20 protein-coding genes and 1 riboswitch are annotated in these 19224 nt (G+C 42.0%); of the genes, 9 read left to right on the forward strand and 11 right to left on the reverse strand.

From position 1 onward, the window contains the following. The first annotated feature begins 9 nt into the window (after nt 1-9). On the forward strand, nt 10-240 hold the full coding sequence (locus tag AC6F33_RS05470) for a helix-turn-helix transcriptional regulator (protein ID WP_500777949.1): 231 nt from the start codon (nt 10-12) through the stop codon (nt 238-240). Here AC6F33_RS05470 and AC6F33_RS05475 read toward each other — a convergent pair. The 4 genes from AC6F33_RS05475 to istA all read right to left on the reverse strand — a co-directional run bounded on the left by AC6F33_RS05475 (nt 237) and on the right by istA (nt 3731). Next, nucleotides 237-485: a hypothetical protein gene (locus AC6F33_RS05475; protein ID WP_500777950.1), complete on the reverse strand. Its 249-nt coding sequence runs from the start codon at nt 483-485 to the stop codon at nt 237-239. The two genes, AC6F33_RS05470 and AC6F33_RS05475, sit on opposite strands and share 4 nt — an antisense overlap. A gap of 362 nt (nt 486-847) precedes the next feature. Beyond that, nucleotides 848-976, reverse strand: a complete 129-nt coding sequence (locus AC6F33_RS05480) for a hypothetical protein (protein ID WP_480947572.1) — start codon at nt 974-976, stop codon at nt 848-850. A gap of 718 nt (nt 977-1694) precedes the next feature. After that, nucleotides 1695-2450 carry an IS21-like element helper ATPase IstB gene (istB, locus tag AC6F33_RS05485; protein ID WP_480947571.1) on the reverse strand — a complete coding sequence of 252 codons (756 nt, stop codon included), beginning with the start codon at nt 2448-2450 and terminating at the stop codon, nt 1695-1697. Nucleotides 2451-2513: 63 nt separating this feature from the next. Further along, nucleotides 2514-3731, reverse strand: coding sequence for an IS21 family transposase (gene istA / locus AC6F33_RS05490; protein WP_500777951.1), 1218 nt, complete (start codon nt 3729-3731; stop codon nt 2514-2516). 109 nt (nt 3732-3840) lie between these two features. On the opposite strand from istA, the gene AC6F33_RS05495 reads away from it, so the two are divergent. Genes AC6F33_RS05495 through AC6F33_RS05510 form a run of 4 tightly spaced genes read left to right on the forward strand, consistent with a single transcriptional unit; the run spans nt 3841 to nt 6921 of the window. Then, nucleotides 3841-4506: a DUF6431 domain-containing protein gene (locus AC6F33_RS05495; RefSeq protein WP_304654789.1), complete on the forward strand. Its 666-nt coding sequence runs from the start codon at nt 3841-3843 to the stop codon at nt 4504-4506. 48 nt (nt 4507-4554) lie between these two features. Further along, nucleotides 4555-5910, forward strand: coding sequence for a DDE-type integrase/transposase/recombinase (locus tag AC6F33_RS05500; RefSeq protein ID WP_255747206.1), 1356 nt, complete (start codon nt 4555-4557; stop codon nt 5908-5910). Further along, on the forward strand, nt 5903-6703 hold the full coding sequence (locus AC6F33_RS05505; RefSeq protein ID WP_480947566.1) for an ExeA family protein: 801 nt from the start codon (nt 5903-5905) through the stop codon (nt 6701-6703). Before AC6F33_RS05500 ends, AC6F33_RS05505 begins: the two co-directional genes overlap by 8 nt. Continuing rightward, the gene (locus AC6F33_RS05510) at nt 6700-6921 is read left to right on the forward strand and encodes a DUF5348 domain-containing protein (protein WP_480947565.1); all 222 of its coding nucleotides are present in this window, start codon (nt 6700-6702) and stop codon (nt 6919-6921) included. Before AC6F33_RS05505 ends, AC6F33_RS05510 begins: the two co-directional genes overlap by 4 nt. A 117-nt stretch (nt 6922-7038) precedes the next feature. On the opposite strand, the gene AC6F33_RS05515 is transcribed toward AC6F33_RS05510, so the two are convergent. The 6 genes from AC6F33_RS05515 to AC6F33_RS05540 form a co-directional block, all read right to left on the reverse strand. After that, entirely contained in the window at nt 7039-7272 is a 234-nt protein-coding gene (locus tag AC6F33_RS05515) for a hypothetical protein (RefSeq protein ID WP_480947564.1), read from the reverse strand. 330 nt (nt 7273-7602) lie between these two features. Continuing rightward, nucleotides 7603-8160: a hypothetical protein gene (locus AC6F33_RS05520; protein ID WP_480947563.1), complete on the reverse strand. Its 558-nt coding sequence runs from the start codon at nt 8158-8160 to the stop codon at nt 7603-7605. A 29-nt stretch (nt 8161-8189) separates the two neighbouring features. Beyond that, nucleotides 8190-8774, reverse strand: a complete 585-nt coding sequence (locus AC6F33_RS05525) for a hypothetical protein (RefSeq protein ID WP_500777952.1) — start codon at nt 8772-8774, stop codon at nt 8190-8192. After that, nucleotides 8774-10003 carry an IS256 family transposase gene (locus AC6F33_RS05530; RefSeq protein WP_155217839.1) on the reverse strand — a complete coding sequence of 410 codons (1230 nt, stop codon included), beginning with the start codon at nt 10001-10003 and terminating at the stop codon, nt 8774-8776. The genes AC6F33_RS05525 and AC6F33_RS05530 overlap by 1 nt, the downstream gene beginning before the upstream one ends. A 218-nt stretch (nt 10004-10221) precedes the next feature. Continuing rightward, nucleotides 10222-10746: a hypothetical protein gene (locus AC6F33_RS05535; protein WP_500777953.1), complete on the reverse strand. Its 525-nt coding sequence runs from the start codon at nt 10744-10746 to the stop codon at nt 10222-10224. Nucleotides 10747-11179: 433 nt separating this feature from the next. Continuing rightward, nucleotides 11180-11320 carry a hypothetical protein gene (locus AC6F33_RS05540; protein ID WP_480947561.1) on the reverse strand — a complete coding sequence of 47 codons (141 nt, stop codon included), beginning with the start codon at nt 11318-11320 and terminating at the stop codon, nt 11180-11182. A 690-nt stretch (nt 11321-12010) separates the two neighbouring features. Between AC6F33_RS05540 and hemA the strand changes: the two genes are divergently transcribed. From hemA to AC6F33_RS05560, 4 genes are all read left to right on the forward strand, one after another. Continuing rightward, nucleotides 12011-13369: a glutamyl-tRNA reductase gene (gene hemA / locus AC6F33_RS05545; protein WP_500777954.1), complete on the forward strand. Its 1359-nt coding sequence runs from the start codon at nt 12011-12013 to the stop codon at nt 13367-13369. A gap of 296 nt (nt 13370-13665) precedes the next feature. Next, on the forward strand, nt 13666-14889 hold the full coding sequence (locus tag AC6F33_RS05550; protein ID WP_480948254.1) for an L-lactate MFS transporter: 1224 nt from the start codon (nt 13666-13668) through the stop codon (nt 14887-14889). 204 nt (nt 14890-15093) lie between these two features. Then, a complete protein-coding gene (locus AC6F33_RS05555; protein ID WP_500777955.1) occupies nt 15094-16752 on the forward strand; it encodes a LytS/YhcK type 5TM receptor domain-containing protein in 1659 nt (552 codons plus the stop codon). Then, nucleotides 16752-17519, forward strand: coding sequence for a LytR/AlgR family response regulator transcription factor (locus tag AC6F33_RS05560; protein WP_500777956.1), 768 nt, complete (start codon nt 16752-16754; stop codon nt 17517-17519). The genes AC6F33_RS05555 and AC6F33_RS05560 overlap by 1 nt, the downstream gene beginning before the upstream one ends. A gap of 205 nt (nt 17520-17724) precedes the next feature. Here AC6F33_RS05560 and AC6F33_RS05565 read toward each other — a convergent pair whose 3' ends face one another. Next, nucleotides 17725-18855: a vitamin B12 independent methionine synthase gene (locus AC6F33_RS05565; protein ID WP_500777957.1), complete on the reverse strand. Its 1131-nt coding sequence runs from the start codon at nt 18853-18855 to the stop codon at nt 17725-17727. Nucleotides 18856-19005: 150 nt separating this feature from the next. Next, a riboswitch (SAM riboswitch) is annotated at nt 19006-19111 on the reverse strand. Between the last annotated feature and the right edge of the window lie 113 nt (nt 19112-19224).

The following is a 19224-nucleotide window of genomic DNA, read 5'->3' on the forward strand; positions in this document are numbered from 1 at the left end:
CAAGACCGTGTGGTGCAGAATACTTTAACAGAGGTGATCGCAGCCATGAATAAAATTGCAAGGTTGATTGAACAAAAGGGACTAAAGAAGACGTTCGTAGCTCAGCAAGTGGGTATCTCGAAAGGATCCTTATCCAATATTGTTTCAGGAAAAACAAAAGAGCCGTCCCTACACGTGGCCATAAAACTGGCCAAAGTGCTTGGGACGACTGTTGAGGATTTATGGGGAAATGATGATTAGATCAAGGGCAATTCATTTTTGGGATCAAGTGCAGTGATCATATTTTCGAGTGTAAGTTTCTTTTTTGATAAATACTTTAGCATTTCAGATTCTTCGTTGTCATTCACGTAATGGGCAAGATCTTCGTTCGTTTCTTTTAAGCTTAATTCAAGCGCGGAAGATATGAACGTCCATTCAGATACGTCTTCAATTTCAATAATTGATTTTTCGTAATAAGTACGATCGCGTTTTACTTTATTTTTCATGAGATACCCACACCTTCGGATTGGATTTGTCCGATGCTGGCAAAAAACTGGCACAAGTAAAATAGTGGCTTTATGAATGCCTTTGTACCAGTCATAGTTGCACGTGGTTATACGGACACCGTCTCCATTAATGGAGTATCAGAGATGGTTGAATAAACCAAGTAAAAGAGCTTTGAATCGTTGATATGACGCGGTTCAAGGCTCTTTTTGTTTTTCGGCAATCGTCAAAGATAATCAACGAAAATCAAATCATTTTGCGCTAATTTTGCATCGTTTTGGTGCTTTAAAGGTTGTTCATTGTGTTATCCAGTAATACATCCATGTGATTAGTATCATGTTCTTGTTTGGGACTACAATTGGACTTAATTGAGTATTGCGGATGGATTGAGCCAGCTGACGGCGGCCACGTCAGCGGCCCCCTTTTGCCAAAAAATAGTCCACTCAATGACAAGGAATAGGCCACCTTCTGCCATAATTTGATCCACAGGCATTTAATAATGCCTTCTGTCCGCAGCCGGTGGCAATGTCGCCATTGCAAAGATTTCGGTCATGATTATTGGTAATGGAAAAGCAGAAAAAAGTCCGACTGATATTCATCAATAGATGGCCATTTCTGCCCCTTCCCTATCCAACTACTGCGACCATTTTCTTTGAGGTTCTGACAAGGGCGACCGTAGGGAGGGCGAAGCCTTTACCCTTGCCAGGTTCTCAGAGAAAATGGATACTCTCTCGAGATAGGGAAGGGGGAGCAGCGTCAGAAACTGACGTGGCCACCGTCTACCTTTTGGCCTATTTTCTTGCAGAAGGTGGCTTCTTTTGTGGCAGAGCCTGGCCTATTTTTTGGCACGAGTGGCCTATTATGATGGCCGCCTTCACCAGCAGTGCGGAGTTTTGAGCCACTGTTGGCGGATATCTGAGCCAGTAAGTGCGGGAGGAAGAGCCACCGTTATTAAAATTACCAAAGTAATATTAAAAGCCATTGGAATCAGGTTCGTTCCAACGGCTGTTTGTACTATCTGAATCGTTTATCTCCTAATTGCTTATCAATAATCTCTATTGCCCAACGAACCAGTTCATCCTGATCTAAATTCTCTTCCTCATTCCATATGCAGGAGGGTAATAGTCTTTCCTCAACTGCCACCCTCACTTTATCCGGTAAATACATATGCATAAAATACCGTGCTATACGATTTTCAACTTCCGAGGGAATCATATAGATACCCTCAATCCATGACGTTCTCTCATCGAAACGTCGCCATCAACTAGAATCTTATAGGAATCGTGAACGATTCGGTCAAGAATCGCATCTGCTATCTGTGCCTGTCCTAGTTTCGAGTGCCATCCTTCCGGAGAAAACTGAGAACAGAAAATGGTGGATGCTTTCTTTAACCTTGCTTCAATAATTTCCAACACATGGAGTACATTATCTTCTGACAACTCTGTTAATAACCACTCATCTACGATCAATAAATCAATCTTTTTATATTTTTGAATCAACTTACGGAAACTTCCATCTGCTTCATACTTTGCTACAGCTAATTCATCCAGTAATTCTGGTAATCGAATATATTTAACTTTGTAATATTGGCGGCATGCATGAACACCAAAGGCGTTTGATATCCATGTTTTCCCGTTCCCAGAGGCTCCCATTAAAATAATGTTATGGTGGTTTTGAATGTAATTTCCTGTTGCTAACTCTAGTATTTGTTTCTTGTCTAGGTGACGATCAGGATGATATTCAATATCTTCAATAGCGGCTGTTGGATCATTAAATGTTGCCTGTTTAATTAATCTTTCTAGTCGATTAGATTTCCGTCTATCATACTCGTAATCGACTAACAGATTGAATCGATCATCAAAATCCATACTCTTGTAATCGTTATTCTGTCCTTGTTGCTTATAGAGTTCAGCCATCGCACCCATTTTCATTTCTATTAATTTACGTAACGTCTCTTGATTCATCATTTATTATCTCTCCCAAAGTATTTAGCCCCACGGATAAATCCATAATCATCAGAGGTGGTGCTACTATCTGTATTTTGTTTTTGTTTTCTTTTCTTTTCTTTTCTTCATTCTTTCCAATACACTTTTTAAAACAGAAACCGTTGGGTTTGTTGCTATTTCAAGTAATGTTTCTGTTGCTTTTTCCATGTCTGCCTTTGTGTATTTTGTTGATAGATTCCTGAGTGTACTAAGGATATTTAATGCCTTTTTCTCCACATTTTTTTCTAAGATATAAGAAACCAACTGAGTCACGGACGGTCCAATCGTTTCTGCCCACTTCCGATTATTATCAGGATTATGTTCTAGATATAATCGGTGATGATCAGGCATATGGTCCGCGTTCGTAGAAAACTGACCCATTTCACCTTTTAATCGTTTATGGGATGCAATACGGACTTCTTTGAAGTAAACTTCAATTAAGTCCGTGGTTAGTCGAATGTCGACATTCTCTCGGACATAATCATATGGAACGGAATAATACATTCGTTCAACTTGGATGTGGTAGTTCAGTTGAACTTTTGCTGTTTTCCATTCCGCAAGTTTGTACCGTGTTTGAGGAAGCGATTGAAGGTAGGATTTCTCTTCTTCCTCAAACACCTTTTTACGTGAACCAGGTCGCTTTTGAAAGTCAATGGTGTTAATTTCCTCTAGACTTTCAAAGATTTGTTGATTTAAATCTTCGATACGAAAACAATGATAGTTTCTTAGTGGAGCGATCATCTGCCGAGAAATATATCCAGCAGTCCCTTCAACGCTTGCTTTATCTCTCGGCCTGCGAACACGGCTCGGAACAATGACAGTATGGTAATAGTCTGCAAGTTCACGATAGGCTTCATTCAGAAGAGGCTCTTCTCGATGTGCTTTTGTCACCCCCGTTTTCAAATTATCGGGAACCAACGTTTCAGGAACTCCCTCGAAATACTCCAATGCATGAATGTGAGCAATCAGCCAATGAGCTGATTTCATATCTAAAAATGCTTCAACGTAGCTGAATTGACTATAAGGCAAGGTCGCAATAAAAACATAGGCTGGAATCGTTTCTCCTGTTGAACGATCAATTATTTGCAGCGTAGATCCAGCCCAATCTACCTCCATAACTTCACCTGGTTTTCTTCGAATAGGCATGGTTAACTTATACTTCTTCGCATATTTCCCATAGTTTTCACAGTAAGTACGATAGGCATAAGGAATTTTCCCACCATCACGTGCTTCTGTCGCATACTCGTGATGCAATAAAGTCAAGGTGACATTCTTTTTTTGTAACTCTTTATGGACTTTTTCCCAATTGTTATTGCTGCCTGAAAATAGCCGAAAGTTGACGGGATTGCCTGTCCAGTAGGTGCCAGCTATAATGTCCATAGGACTTTATAGCTGGCACTTATTTTACGAAAGGAAAAAGGTATCCCTTTACCGTGTAATCCTACTTACACGAGGGATACCCTTAAAACCAACAATATGGTTATTATATCAGACTATCGGCTTGTTGATAACCCATCCACAGGTGTTTTCTGTTAAGGGTGCGGAAAAGGTGCCTTGTCCTTGTTGTGGAGGAGAACTTAAAGTCATTGGAAGCCGTTTGAGAAAATACATAAAGGATTCAGGAACGTGCGTTTCACTGCGCATTCGTCGTTTGTGTTGTGGCACGTGTTCAAAAGTTCATCATGAACTCCCTGATCTGCTTATTCCTTATAAACGTTATGAGTCACGTTGCTTTGAAAAAGTTGTTTCCCAGCCTCACAAAAATGATGTCGCTGCGGACAATTCGACTCTATATCGTTGGAACCGTTGGTTCCTTGAGTATATCGATTACTGGCTGGCCTGTCTTCATTCGATCGTTCTCCGCTTTCAACAAATCAATTTAGCCCCAGTGGATCCTTCGTCCGTGGAATCACTGACCGCACTCGAAAAAATTGGACGGCTATTTGGCGATGCACCAGGTTGGCTGGCTAGAATGGCCAGACCGATTGTTAATGTTCATCTTTGGGTACAGACCCGTTCTGCATTTTTGTCCGGCTGACTCCCGTTTAAACTTCATGATGAAGGCTAAAACGAGGAGAGATGTGTGATGAGAAATTCTAAAAAGCTGGAAGAAATTGCGTCTCAACGTTTTCAACTGATCGCCCCATTGTTATCTGGCGATTTGGACACCGCCAGAGCGACTGAAGTGAAAAAACAGATCTGTGAAACAAGTGGACTCTCAGAAAGAACGATCCGACGTTATCTGGGCAGCTATCGAGAGCTCGGACTCGAGGGGCTCAAGCCCATGCGTAAACAGGCAGGCTTGATAAAAGGCGCGTTAAGAAATGAATTATTGGAAGAAGCAATCCTGCTCAGAAGAGAAGCACCCCAACGAAGTGTCCGGCAGATTATCCAAATATTGGAGTGGGAGGGACGAGCAAAACCGGGTGAAATTAAGCGATCAACACTGCAGGAAAGACTTACGGAACGAGGTTATAGCTCACGGCAAATGCGGCTCTACCAGTCAACAGCAGGAGCCGCTCGACGCTTCCAACAATCTCATCGAAATAAGCTCTGGCAGTCGGATATCAAATTTGGACCATTCCTCCCCATTGGTCAAGGCGGTATCAAGAAACAAGCCTATCTTGTTTTATTCATCGATGACGCCACTCGTTTTGTCCTTCATGGTGCTTTTTATCCCACTCTAGATCAGCGGATCGTTGAAGATGCTTTCCGCCAATCTGTTCAGAAGTATGGGAGACCGGAAGCTGTATTTTTTGATAACGGGAAGCAGTATCGCACGAAATGGATGGCTCGGACCTGTTCCAAACTGGGGACAAAGCTCCTCTATGCCCGACCGTACTCGCCTAGCTCAAAAGGCAAGGTAGAACGTCTAAACCGTGTTGTGGATGCTTTTTTGGGAGAAATCGCATTAGAAAAGCCCAAGTCACTTGATCAACTGAATGACCTCTTCAAAGTCTGGCTCAGTGAATGTTATCTGAACAAGCCTCACTCGGCCCTGGGCGAGCATGTCACACCGGAGATGGCTTACCGGAGCGATAAAAAGGTCTTACACTTTCTGGATGCGGAAACCATCCGCTTGGCTTTTCTTCATGCGGAAAAAAGAAAGGTAGATAAATCCGGATGTATCAGTTTTCAGAACCAACTGTATGAAGTGGGTACTCCATTTATCGGCACTACCGTGGATGTTATCTATGATCCATCAGATCTGTCACAAATTACTATTGAAAAAGAAGGTTATACTCCCTGGCAAGCTAAGAAACTTGAGATTGGCACACATGTCGGAAAACGACCAGAATTACCTGAAAACCTTCAACCCAAACAAACGGATGCGTCACGGCTCTTGCGTGCAGCAACTCAAAAGCACGAGGAACGGCAAGACGTGCAGAAACCGGCGGTTTCTTACAGCAAGGTGATGAGAGAAGGTGAGCACCTTGTTTGAGCCATTTTACCAGATGAAGCAGGCACCCTTCTCCCGATCAATTCCTTCAAGCAATCTCTATCACTCACAATCTATGGATGAGATTTTGGGGCGCCTGATACACGCAGCGGAACGTCAGCTCTTCGCTGTCTTAACAGGTGACTGTGGCACAGGTAAAACGACAATTGTCCGACGCTTTACACAAGAATTAGATCCAAGTCATTATAGTGTTCTCTATTTGTCCGATTCAAAGCTAACGCCACGTCATTTCTACAAGGGACTCCTGGAACAGTTGGGCTGTGAGGCTAAATTTTATCGGGGGGATGCGAAAAGACAACTGCATCATGAAATCGAACTCATGCGTGGGATTCATGGTATCCAGCCTGTCTGCGTTGTCGATGAAGCTCATCTGCTCAGTCGTGAAATGTTGGAGGAAGTTCGGTTCCTTTTGAACTTTAAAATGGATTCACAAAGTCCAATGGCTCTCATCATGGTCGGTCAAAGTGAGCTTTGGGACCGTCTGAAACTTCAAAGTTTCGCCGCTATTCGTCAGCGCATCGATCTTCAGTGCAAGATCGGTCATTATGATCGCTCAGAAACCAGTGCCTATATTGAGTGTCAACTCAAGTTTTCTGGTTGCGACCGTCCGGTATTTACAGAGGATGCCATTGAAGAAATCTACCGATTCTCTAGTGGTACACCGCGGCTGATCAATAAGGTGTGCACGCATTGCCTAATATATGGTGCTCAAAATGGTCATCCCATCATTGATGATCGGATGGTTAAGCGAGTGATTGAGGGGGAACTTTCATGAACCCACCCTATGAAATGTTCTATGATCGTGAACAGGATCGTTGGGCTGTACTATTTGAAGGTCAGTCCTACGGACTGCACTGTGGGGAAGGATTTAATCTGATTCTGGGTTACTACTACCTAAACTGCACCCTAGAATTCTGCAATTGTTGGTATATTATCACCGAAGGTGTTCGCTTCAACCTAAACGAAAAAGAAAGATATCAGGTTATTCTATAAATATCCGGTTAACTGACTGTCTTCTTTAAGATGGTCTTATTTTTTGGCGATCATTGGACAGCGTCCTCGTCAAACTGCGGTCAATAGCCACCGTCATTTTCTGGACATAAATGAGTATCAATAACACCAATCAACCGGAAAGTAACCTTTCTCTATAGCTTGTTTCTCTGGAAAAAGAAACGCTTCTAGCCATGGATTGGTCATTGTATCGTTCAAGCATTCCACATCAAGTTTCTTGGCACGTTGAACGACATCAGAAACAGTATTCCTTGAATGTCCAGTGCTAGAACTAATGGTTCTCTGACTGACTCCTTCAAAATACAGTTCCAGAATCTTGCGACAATTAAGCATAATAAAAACCTCCTGTATATTAGTGTCATGCTTGAATGCATGCAACATAATTATACAAGAGGCTTTCATGATTCTATCAATAATGGCTCTCCATTCCGCAAATGGTGGCTCTTTCTTCCGCAATGATTGGTTTTAAACTCCGCATAAGTGGCTCTTTCACACTGCAATAATCACAGTATTGAACAATATTGATATCTTCCTCTATTTGACACTTACAGACATGCACAGAATCGAAGAAATAATATAATGATTTAATCCCGGCTATTGTCGGAATATATAAAAAAGCCCCAGCTTTGGCCGGGGTGGTAACTATATAACTTGATTTACTAATTAGTTCTTACTAGAAGCATACGATTCATAAAAAGAGCTTAGAGATTGAAGACATCCGATATAAGTACCACGTAGATTATAGATACGAGTTTTTATTGATTGTCTTGTTTCAAAATTGATGTTTACTAATCTGATGCTTTGTTTTTCCATTGAACCAAGATTACTTATTAATAACTTTAGAAAATCTTTTGTCTGTGAGGTGTAATTGGTATTTTTGTTTAATAATGATTGTAAAGCTTTTTTCGTATTCTGAATGTTGGTTACCTGTTTGTTTAACTTATCTTTGCTCATATTAACTTTATTTGTTGTCAGCCATTTTTGCGATAATAGTCTTATTGTTTGTTTTGTTGTAAACTCGGTTGAATCCTTTTCGTTAAAGGAGTATTTCTTTTTAAATAGGGCTAAATCATTAGCATATTCCTTAACAACAACAGGGTCTGATTTGTATGACAGTTCCTTAGAGAGATTAAGAAAAGAAAAAGGATACATCCAAGTGACAATTAATAAAACAACAATACAAGTAATTACTGTTAGTGAAGGCATAATAAACTTCTTCAAAGAGAAACAGATCTCCCTTCTTTTTATAATTATATATACATTGTTGCTTGTGTGTTCTTCTGAATATCGAAGGAAGTTGAAGAAGCACCAGAGAAACTAAATCCAATACCTCCTAATGATATGCTGAAACCCATACTAGTGGATACATTTATTTTGGCGTGGCTATATCTTCCGTACGCATCAATTCTTGTTTCTTTACCATAACTATTTTCATCTACAGAATAGTATGCATACATTGATAATGAGGTAACAAACATCCCAAACCAATTTCCACCAGTTTTGGTACCTTCATCATTTTTTAGATTCATTTTTACTCCGTAACCACTAGAACCAAGTTGCCATTTATCACTACTGGAGGAATATGTGGCTGAATCAGTTCCGGATTTACCAGTTGTGTAGTTAACATAACCCCAACTTTGTTTGGCATATTTAGTACTATCATTATTTGGATTAAAGTGGCTAGAATTTATTGCCGCCCCTATTCCATCAATACTTCGAGTAGCAGGAAGTACATCCCATTTAACGCTGTTTTTAATTCTATATTTTCGTCCGCCCAAAGAACTTAGGTCAAGTCTTTTTTCTTGTGTAAATTCATCTCGGTTAGAACAGATCATTAACTGGGATAAATCGTCGTCACTTTACTCGATTTTTCCGATTGATGTTGCTTGGCTTTCCAACTAAAATACTCATTCATTTTCAGATAGCAGCGACTCGACCACTTCTCATTCTGCTCCATGAGCAGCGAACCCATGATTCGGAGGATTGATTCACGATTGGGAAAGATGCGAATCACCCGTTCGCGACGACGGAATTCTTCGTTGAGGCGCTCCATACCGTTTGTTGTGCGTAGACGGCGACGATAAGGTTCTGGTAGGGTGAGCACGGCGGTCACATCATCAAAAGCAGCTTCGACAAGCTCGGTTACTCGAGGGACCTTTTCTTGATACGTCTCTAGAAACGATTGGAGTAAGGTCTGAGACGTTTGGACATTGGGTGCCTGAAGGATCGCTTTCACCTGCTCGGTGCCCTCGCGCTTGAGGGACTTCGGGAGCCGATCGTGCACGTTGCGTAGAAAATGAGCCTGACACCGTTGCCAAGTGGCTCCCTGAAAGGCTTTTTGGACCGCCTTGACGAGACCGCCATGATCATCACTCACCACGACATCAACGCCTTTCAAGCCACGAGCTTTCAGCCAGTCAAAATAGTTTTTCCAAGCGTCCGTGCTTTCGCTGTCATCGATTTTCAAACCAAGAATGGTTCGATAGCCCAGATCATTGATTCCATAGCTGATCAGGACACCTCGGGAGCGAACGCGCCCATCTTCACGCACTTTGGTATAAACCGCGTCAACAATGAGAAAAGGGTAGTTTCCCTTCAGTGGACGATTGTTCCAGCCCGAGACCATCGGATCCAGATGTCCGCAAAGATCTGAAACGGTCGTTTTCGAAAACTCCGTGCCGCAAAGTTCTTCCGTAATCTGACTCACCTTGCGTGTTGAAACACCGTTGATGACCATTTCCATCAAGGAGAGGACCAGTGCCTGTTCACTGCGCTGATAGCGATTGAAAAGATCCGTTGAGAAATGACCATTACGCAGTCTGGGTACATCCAGTGTGAGCGTTCCTACACGTGTCTTCAATTGACGCGGATAAGAACCATTTCGGTAATCGGTTCGGGCATCGCTGCGTTCATATTTTTCTGCTTTAAGCTGTTCACTGGCCTGAGCTTTTAACACTTGATTTAAGATCGCCTCCAAAAGGGCGTTCATTCCTGATTTTTTCGCATCACCAAGAAATAATTGATGCAGAAGTTGTTCATTTAGAGTAATCTGTACTTGAGCCATCCCTGAGTCTCTCCTTTAGAATTTGGTTTTCGACAACTCTATTCTAACTGAGATGATGGGCTCCGGCTCATTTTCTATGAAAAAAATGAGAGAGAGAAGCGAGGAAGAAGGATCTCGCTGTTTTCCCGGAGGGGGGCCGGCCCCCCTCCGGGAAAACAGAACACCCACTCGTCATTTTTCTCTCATTTAGACCCCCCTTTTTACACAATTATACGGCCTCAACTAGAACTTATAGAGGTAGTCATAGTTTTATATGAAGTAGTTCCTGAGTCAGGGTTTGACATTGGAGTTATACCATTCGCTAAATTTTTTGTTGATGGAAGTGCTGATTTTTGCGACGCAACTTCGCTATAATATTCATCTTTTGTAAGTTCGAGGGTCTCGGTGTTTTCTTCTGTAGTTTGAGTTGGAGTTAATTGTTTATTGGTGGTAGCTTTCAAAGTTTCAGTAGAAGGTACTTCTACTGTTTTATAATATTTAGTATCGCTCGAAATTTTTTGACCGTTCAGGTCTTTATTGAGGTTATATTCTTCACTATCAATATTTTTAATTTCTTCGTCAGAAAACCCCAGATTAATTAATCGCAAATAATCTGAATTAGTAATTTTAATTTTGTGGTTATTTACAAATTTAAGTTGATTGTTATCATTAGTACTTGCATACGTTGAACTTAAAGGAATTAAGGAAAAAAGTAGAGTTGATAAAAGACAAATAATTGAGTAAAATTTAGTTCTTTTTGACATTAATAGACCTCCTGTGGATATTCGAATTTGTTGATACGAGGTAATAAACTGTGTGCTTGTTTACATAGAAGGGGAGATATCTTATGAAGTGAGAGTTAAGCACATTAGGTTCTATTGATATAAAGAAAAAGAACAAAAAATTAGCTTGTCAACCATCTAAACAGAGTAGCAATTAATTAAGCCTCCTTAGTAAATTATTAATGGTATATATAAATAATAACATTTCTCCAAAAATTATGACAACACATTTATGCATGCGGAACACCGCACGATCCCGCATTGGCCCCGCATGATCCCGCACATAAAATTGAAACATAAGCAAAAAAAGAGCATCTCACACAATAAAAAATATATAAATTGTCTCAAGTTTCGTATAATTATTTTTTTATAAACAGTGTTCGCTCAATTCCTTTCTTACCATAATACGTAACCGTCACATTAATCTTCTTAACGGGATGGTTTCATCAATCACAGCGGCATACAATTTATTGATTTTTCTCATTCCATTATGTTTGGCTTTTGACTGTGCCCAACTGATGTCGTCCCAGCCTACAGCCTCTGCGTGTAGCGTCATGATACCATCTTTAACACGATAATAAGTATTAACACGTGGTCGTCAATGATGCGAAAGATGGTGTGTTTAAGCCCTACAGGCTTTCCAAGCATGCGATAGGCAAAAACAAATCACAATAAAATGTTAAATAACACTAAAGAGAGTTTGTGTGACATTTCAATCAGCGAGCTAACTATTTTCTTTTTCTAAATTCTCAATCTCATCGACGACAGTCCAGTATGTGGAATCAGAAGTTAGATCGTAACGGTGTTCGTTTTCGTATTTTTTTAGGACAATAAGTTTGCAGTTATATTCTTCAATCATTGTTAGTGAGGGCAAAGAGAGGGCAATATCAAGTGGATATGGCAATTGTTTGCTATTATGGTGCGCTTTTTTGAGTTAGGTTATATTCCCACCATCTCCATATGGAGTAAAAAAAGCTGCAAGCCTTGATTGAAAGGTTGTGCAGCTTTTTTCGTCTGAGACCATGAGTCATAGCAAGATAAATGTATCATTTAATTATTCTAGCTTGGATTCCTGTCTTATCCACTAAGAGATGCTTCCTGTTTGGAAAAATGATACAATGAACAGTGACTTTAAAGTGATAAAAGTCACTGCTTTGTTCTGCATTGATTTATTGGTTGTAATAAAAAAGAAGTTCATGATGTCCAAAGTCCATCTTTGAACAAAAAGATCGGAGGAAGCTGGTTCATGCATATTCTGACAATTGGAGTCAACCATCGAAACACTCCGGTGAACATGAGAGAAAAATTGACGTTTCAAACGTCGGATTTAGAGCAGGCACTCCTTAAATTAAGAGAAGCAAACACTATTGTTGAAGATGTGATTTTATCTACATGCAACCGGACGGAACTCTATGTTGTCTGCGATCAGCTGCATGCAGGTCGTTATTATAGCGAAAAATTTTTTATTGAATGGTTTGGGATTGAGCCTGAACGTATTGCTCCCTATTTGATCATTAAGGAAGATCAGGAAGCTGTTCGCCATCTTTTCCGTGTGACTTGCGGATTGGAGTCCATGGTGTTGGGCGAGACGCAGATTATCGGTCAAGTAAGAAACAGTTTTTTGACAGCTCAGCAAATCGGGACAACCGGCACTTTATTCAATGAACTATTCAAGCAGGCATTGAATGTGGCAAAACGTGCCCAAGATGAGACACAAATCAATGATCATCCGGTTTCGGTAAGCTATGCGGCGGTTAAAATGCTTCAGAATACGGTTGATTCCCTTGGAAACAAATCGGTGCTGATGATTGGCGCGGGCGAGATGAGCAAGCTGGCGTTAAAGCATCTGACCAGTGTCGGCATCAGGCATTTGACGGTGATGAATCGAACGAGAGAACGAGCAGTTCAATTAGCAGCAGAGTTTCATGGTCAGGCCGCGAATCTGAGTGAATTAATTGTTCGGATGGAGCAAAATGATGTTGTTTTTGCATCCACATCAACTCCCGAATTTCTGATTACAAAGGAGACTATTCTTCCGCTTCTTGCAAGACGGGGAGGGCGTCCTTTAATTCTGGTGGATGTTGGGGTTCCGCGAAATATTGATCCGCAGATTGCGCAGCTGAATGGAGTGCGTCTGTTCGATATTGATGATTTGGATCGAATCGTCGACGACAGCCTAGAAGCACGAAGAAGTGCTGCAAGGCAGATTGAGCGATTTGTCGATCATCAACTGGTGAACTATACAGAATGGCTGCAGACGCTTGGCGTTGTGCCGGTCATCTCCGGTTTGCGTAAGAAAGCACTCTCTTTGCATGCTGAGGCAATGAAGCGTATTGAAAATAAACTACCTGGGATGACGGAACAAGAACGTAAGATCATCAGCCAGCAGACACAGAGCATGATTAATCAGCTTCTGCATGATCCAATTCATAACATTAAAGAATTGGCAGGACATGATCAAGGCATCCGTGCGGTCAAACATTTTGCCGAAATTTTTAACATAGCCGCAGACACAGAACGATCCGCTCAGGCATACCAGTGGGACCTTCTCCCGAATTCCTCCGTTAAAAGCAAGGAGAATCATCTTCCCATTCATACGGGTTAAGAAAGTTTCATTTATAAAAGCAATTCTTCTATTTGTTTCAATACATGATGGTGGCCCGTAAATGGACACGCCATTTTTTTATGCTCCTGAATTGCTGATATCAGCATCATCCGAACTTGAATCCGCAATCAATGCTATTCATTCCTTGTTTTCGTCATCTCATTCTGTTAACGCTTTCACAATCCTTTTTGTTGCTACAATTAGTGTGTGGAAAGGAAATAATCCTTCAGAAAAGCTGATTTTACAGTTTATATAACTAATTGGAGCGAAAAGAGGTCATTAACATGACAAATGAAATGAAGAGCTCAAAACAATCCCGTCTGTCCGTGCTGATTGGAACGGTTATTGCAATGATTGGTTTAGGTACCATCTATACATGGAGTTTGTTTAATCAGCCGCTTGCCGATACGTACGGCTGGAGTGTCGGTGCAGTCGCAACGACGTTCTCGATTATGAGTTTTGCTTTGTCTTTCTCGACTTTATCGGCCAGCAGCATTCAGAAGAAATTGGGGATTCGCGGTCTGCTCATTCTCAGTGGAGTAGGTATGGGTGCTGGACTTATGATTACATCGATTTCCTCATCGCTGTGGATGCTGTATAGCTTTGCCGGGATTCTTGTCGGTGCATCGAACGGTATCGGGTACATGACAACACTCTCAAATGCAATTCAGTATTTCCCTGAGAAGAAGGGTTTGATTTCGGGAATCGCAGTCGGCGCATACGGAACCGGGAGTCTGTTGTTTAAATACGTGCTCGGATTCTTTATCAACTCTGTCGGCGTTGTGCAAGCGTTCCTCTATTGGGGCATTATCATTATGCTCTTGCTCATTGCGGGTGCGTTCTTAGTCAAAGAGGCGAAGGTCGCAGTAAAGCCGCAAAGAAGCAGTGTCAAGGTTCAAAATGATTATACCTTAAAGGAAATGCTTCACACGAAGGAAGCGTATCTCTTGTTCTTTGTCCTGTTCACGGCATGCATGAGCGGCTTGTATCTGATTGGCAGCGTGGCAAATATCGGTGTCAGTCTTGCCGGGCTGAATATGGCAACAGCCGCAAATGCGGTTGCGCTTGTCGCGATTTTCAACACAACCGGACGCATTGTACTGGGCACCGCATCCGATCATTTTGAGCGGCTGAAGGTGATTGCTGTATCGCTCTTCATTACTGCGGCAGCTGCACTTGTCCTCAGTGAATTGAAACTGAATTTTGCCTTGTTCTTTATCTGTGTCTCTAGTGTCGCATTCTGCTTCGGCGGGAATATCACCATCTTCCCAACCATTGTTTCTGAATTCTTCGGATTGAAAAATCAAAGTCGGAACTATGGAATCATTTATCAAGGGTTCGGGATTGGTGGTTTAAGCGTATCCTTCATCTCAGGATTTCTGGGGGGATTTGCGCCAACGTTCAACTTCATTGCGCTGCTTTGCGCTGCTGCCTCTGTTGTTGCGCTGCTGCTCCATGTCCCAGGTACGAAACGTGCTCCTTTGTTCGCCGCACGTAAAATACAGGAAGAGAGAAGATAATAGATTTTTGAGGATGAAAAATGGGTCAAATAAATAGATGGCTCGTGAGATTTTCGCAAAGGCTTCTGCTTCAGGCATCAACGGTCGATGTTTGAGGCAGAACTTTTTGTTGTTTATAAGAAGCAGCGATACAGGTCCAGAAAAGTCTGTTAAAATGGTAATGAAATCGTTACCAGGACGAACTGAGAGCAGGTGAAATTCATTATGACATCGTTTGTGACCATGCTGTTTCAATTATTTGAGCGGGCAGCATTGCTGATTGTGTTTCTTTTTTTAATTACGAGAATTCCGCGTTTTAAAGAGATATTGCAGCGTGAAAAGCACTCGGCATCCGAGCTTGCGATTCTGACATCCATTTTTTGTTTGTTTGCCATTTTAAGTACCTATTCAGGAATTCATGTGGAAGGATCACTGGTGAATGTCCGTATTGCAACAATTGTGTCGAGCGGAATTTTATTTGGTCCGATTGTCGGTTTGATTACCGGTATCGTTTCCGGTACACACCGCTATTTGATTGATATCGGAGGCGTTTCAGCACTTCCGTGTTTTATTACCAGTTCGTTTGCCGGAGTGGTTTCGGTATGGATCCATAAAAAGGTAAAAAAATCGCAGCGTTGGATATATGGTATCGCCGGCGGGATGTTCTGCGAGCTGTTAACGATGGTGCTGATCCTTTTGATGGCCGGTTCGTTTCAACTCGGCTGGAGTATTGTTTCGCAAATTGCTCTGCCCATGATTTTGGGGGAGGTCAATATCGGTTTTATCGTCCTGCTGGTCATGAGTGTCGAAGGAGAAAAGGAAAAAATTGCTGCGATGCAGGCGAAGCTTTCCTTGGACATTGCTAATAAGACACTTCCTTATTTTCGTTCCGTTAATAAGGATTCCCTGGCAAAAATCTGCAGCATCATCAGAGAAGAAATTCATGCAGATGCTGTGGCCATGACGGATACGGAATCGGTACTGGCCTACGTTGGTTTCGGAGAGGAACGGTACACGGTTGGTAAAAACATCGTCAGCGATTTGACGAAAAAGGTGATCAGTCAGGGGCATATTACCTTCTCCAATCATTCGTCAGAGCATCATCTGCCGCAAATTCAATCGGTACTGATTATTCCGTTAAAGGAAAAGGATGAAGTTACAGGAACGCTCAAGACGTACTATCGCAAGGCGACAAAAATGACTTACTCTCAGCAGACGCTGGCGATCGGCCTCTCGCAGATGATCTCTACTTTATTGGAGATCTCCCGAATGGAACAAATAAAAGAGGCAGCGAGCAAGGCGGAGCTACGTGCGCTTCAATCAAAGATTAATCCGCATTTTCTCTTCAATGCACTCAATACCATTGCGTCTCTGACACGCAGAGATCCAGGAAAGGCGCGTGAACTGATTATTCATCTATCCGGATATATGCGTTCGAATATTGAACGCACGGACGAATTGATTGAGATGGATGAGGCAATTCAGCAGGTGAAGGACTATGTCGAAATTGAGCGTGCAAGATTCGGCCATCGATTGGAAGTAGCCTATGATCTTGATCCGGTCGATTTAAAAATTCCCAGCCTTCTGATACAACCGCTCGTGGAAAATGCGATTAAGCATGGGGCACTGAAAGCAGGGGGTCAAGGCAAGGTCACGATAAGCGTCGAGGCATTGAGCCATTGTGTTCGTATCCATGTGAGGGATAACGGGCCGGGCATTGATCAGGCAACGATTGATCGCTTGTATCAAGACCAAATGCCGGCAAAGAAAATCGGTTTGCTAAATGTTCATCAGCGCGTAAAATTAATTTATGGGAACGGTCTGATTATTCATCATTTGTCACCAGGCACTGACGTTTACTTCGACATTAAGAAGGTGGGCTAATGAAAGCAATTATCGTTGAAGATGAACAATTAGCACGTGATGAACTTGAATTTTTAATCAAAACGTACAGCTCTATAGAAATTACAAACTGCTTTGAAGACGGTCTTGACGTGTTGAAATTTTTGCAAGAAAACGAGACCGATGCGATCTTTTTAGATATCAATATTCCGTCTCTTGACGGTATGCTTTTGGCGAGCAATATCAGCAAGTTCAAACGGAAGCCGTATATTATCTTCACCACGGCCTATAAAGAGCACGCGGCAAAGGCGTTTGAACTGGAGGCTTTCGATTATATTTTAAAACCCTATGATGAAAAACGGATTGCGCCGATGCTTGCCAAGCTAGAGGCTGCCTTTCAGCGTGATCATGGAGTGACAGGCGAAGCGGCTGATCAGCGCGAGCAAGCAGTAGCTCAAGACGAAACGGTCCGTCCGCGGCGGATCAATCTGCGTCATGATGAAAAAATCATTGTCAAAGATGTTGATGACATCTATTATGCTGAAGCAAGCGAAAAGGTGACGATGGTGTACACTAATGATCAGCAGTATACGATGCCAATGAGCCTGTCCGAATTTCAGGCCATGCTGCCTCAGAAGTTGTTCTTTCGCTGTCATCGTTCTTTTTCAGTCAATCTTTCTAAAATCCGTGAAATTGTTCCATGGTTCAACCAGACCTATATGGTCCGTTTGAACGATCTTAAGGCTGAAATTCCAGTCAGCAGAAGCAAAGTGAAGGAGTTTCGGCAGCGGATGCATTTGGATACGTAATTTTTCTGCGTCTAGACTTTGTTGAACCTTTTGCCGTAAAAGAAGTTACCTGAGTCTATAATTCAAGATAACGATAAACTGAAAAAAACACAGGAAAACGTGTTAAAGAATTCTGAGATAAACAAACCGCTCAGTCGGAATAGGACTGAACGGTTTGTGATTTAATAAAGACATGTTTGTAAATAAGTCGGTTTTGATAATGGTGTTAATCGACGTTGTTCCAGATCTTTTTTGCGGTAGTGACGACGAGATCTATTTTTGCCCATTGCTGTGCTTCCGTGAGCTTATTTCCTTCTTCGGTCGATGCGAAGCCGCATTGTGTGGACAAACAGAGATTTTTTAATGGAACATACGCTGTTGCTTCTTCAATTCGTTTCTGAAGGCCGTCAACAGATTCCAGTTCGGGAAATTTAGAGGTTACAAGACCAAGGACGACTTTTTTACTGGAGCCTTCTTTGAAAATCTCTCCGAGCGGAGCAAAGTCGCCGGAACGCTCGTTGTCGTATTCGAGAAAATAACCGTCGAGATTAAGTTGAGCAAGGTATTTTGCAACCGGTCCATAACCGCCGGAGAACAGGAATGTAGACTGGAAATTTCCGCGGCAAATATGGGTCGTCACGGTCAGATCTTCAGGAAGTCCCGCTAAAGCCTTGTTAATTACGGTTACACTGTCTTCGGCAATTTGTTCATATTTTGCCTTCTCCTCAGCATTCTTGGCATTAATAATCTGATCGATTAGAAATGCCCAGGTTGTATCGTCAAGTTGAAGATAACGACAGCCAAGATCATAGAATCGCTGAATCGTTTGATGATAAGCAAGACCCAAATCTGTCAAGAATTCTTCATGTGAGTCGTAAAAATGAACGGCTTCGTCACTGCGATGGTCACGGAAATAGAGAGTCGGGCTGGGGATCGTTTGCTTGACTAGAATGCCTTCCGGTACGATGCTCTGCATAAATTTAAATGCTTCAAAAAAAGGATGTTCCGGATTATAGGAAACCTTGTCAACGAAGCGCACGTTTGTATCGCGTGTTTTTGCCCCTTTGAATTTATAACTTGCATTTTGGGCATAGCTTTCAACACCATTTAATGCGGCAAGAAAATCGAGATGCCACCAGCTGCGGCGGAATTCACCATCTGTGACAGCCTTCAATCCCAATTGGATTTGCTTCTCAACGATTTTCTTTATTTCTTCGTTCTCTACTTGAGTTAATGCTGCCTTGTCAATTTCTCCTGAGTCAAATTTTTCCCGGGCGATTTTCAATTCGGCCGGTCGTAAAAAACTTCCTACCTGATCAAATCTGAATGGTGCTTGTTTTGCAGTGGTTACGGTCACTTCTGTTTCCTCCTCAAAATAGTTTCCTGGTTTAATCATTCTGTTGCAACTGCCTGATCGGTGGTATCGTCCGGAGAGATTGCTTTGACTCAGCTTTTTTTATGCAAAAAAGCCTTCTTCAGGGAGAAGAAGGCTGCGCGTTCAAGTCTCTTCTTATCCCTCCGGCACATCTTGCCAGCTGGGATTAGCACCTTGTCGTGAAACGACGGTTGCTGAAGTGTCATCGGGCCAGTCCCTCAACTTCTCTAGATAAGAAATTATCGTTAAATTATTTGATTGATTTGTAGTTTACGACAAAATGAGATAAAATTCAAGACTTTTTATAAGTCTGTTGAAGAGTTTTAATCTGAAAATCGTATGAAATGACCC

This window comes from Sporolactobacillus sp. BBK16-2, assembly GCF_059878335.1.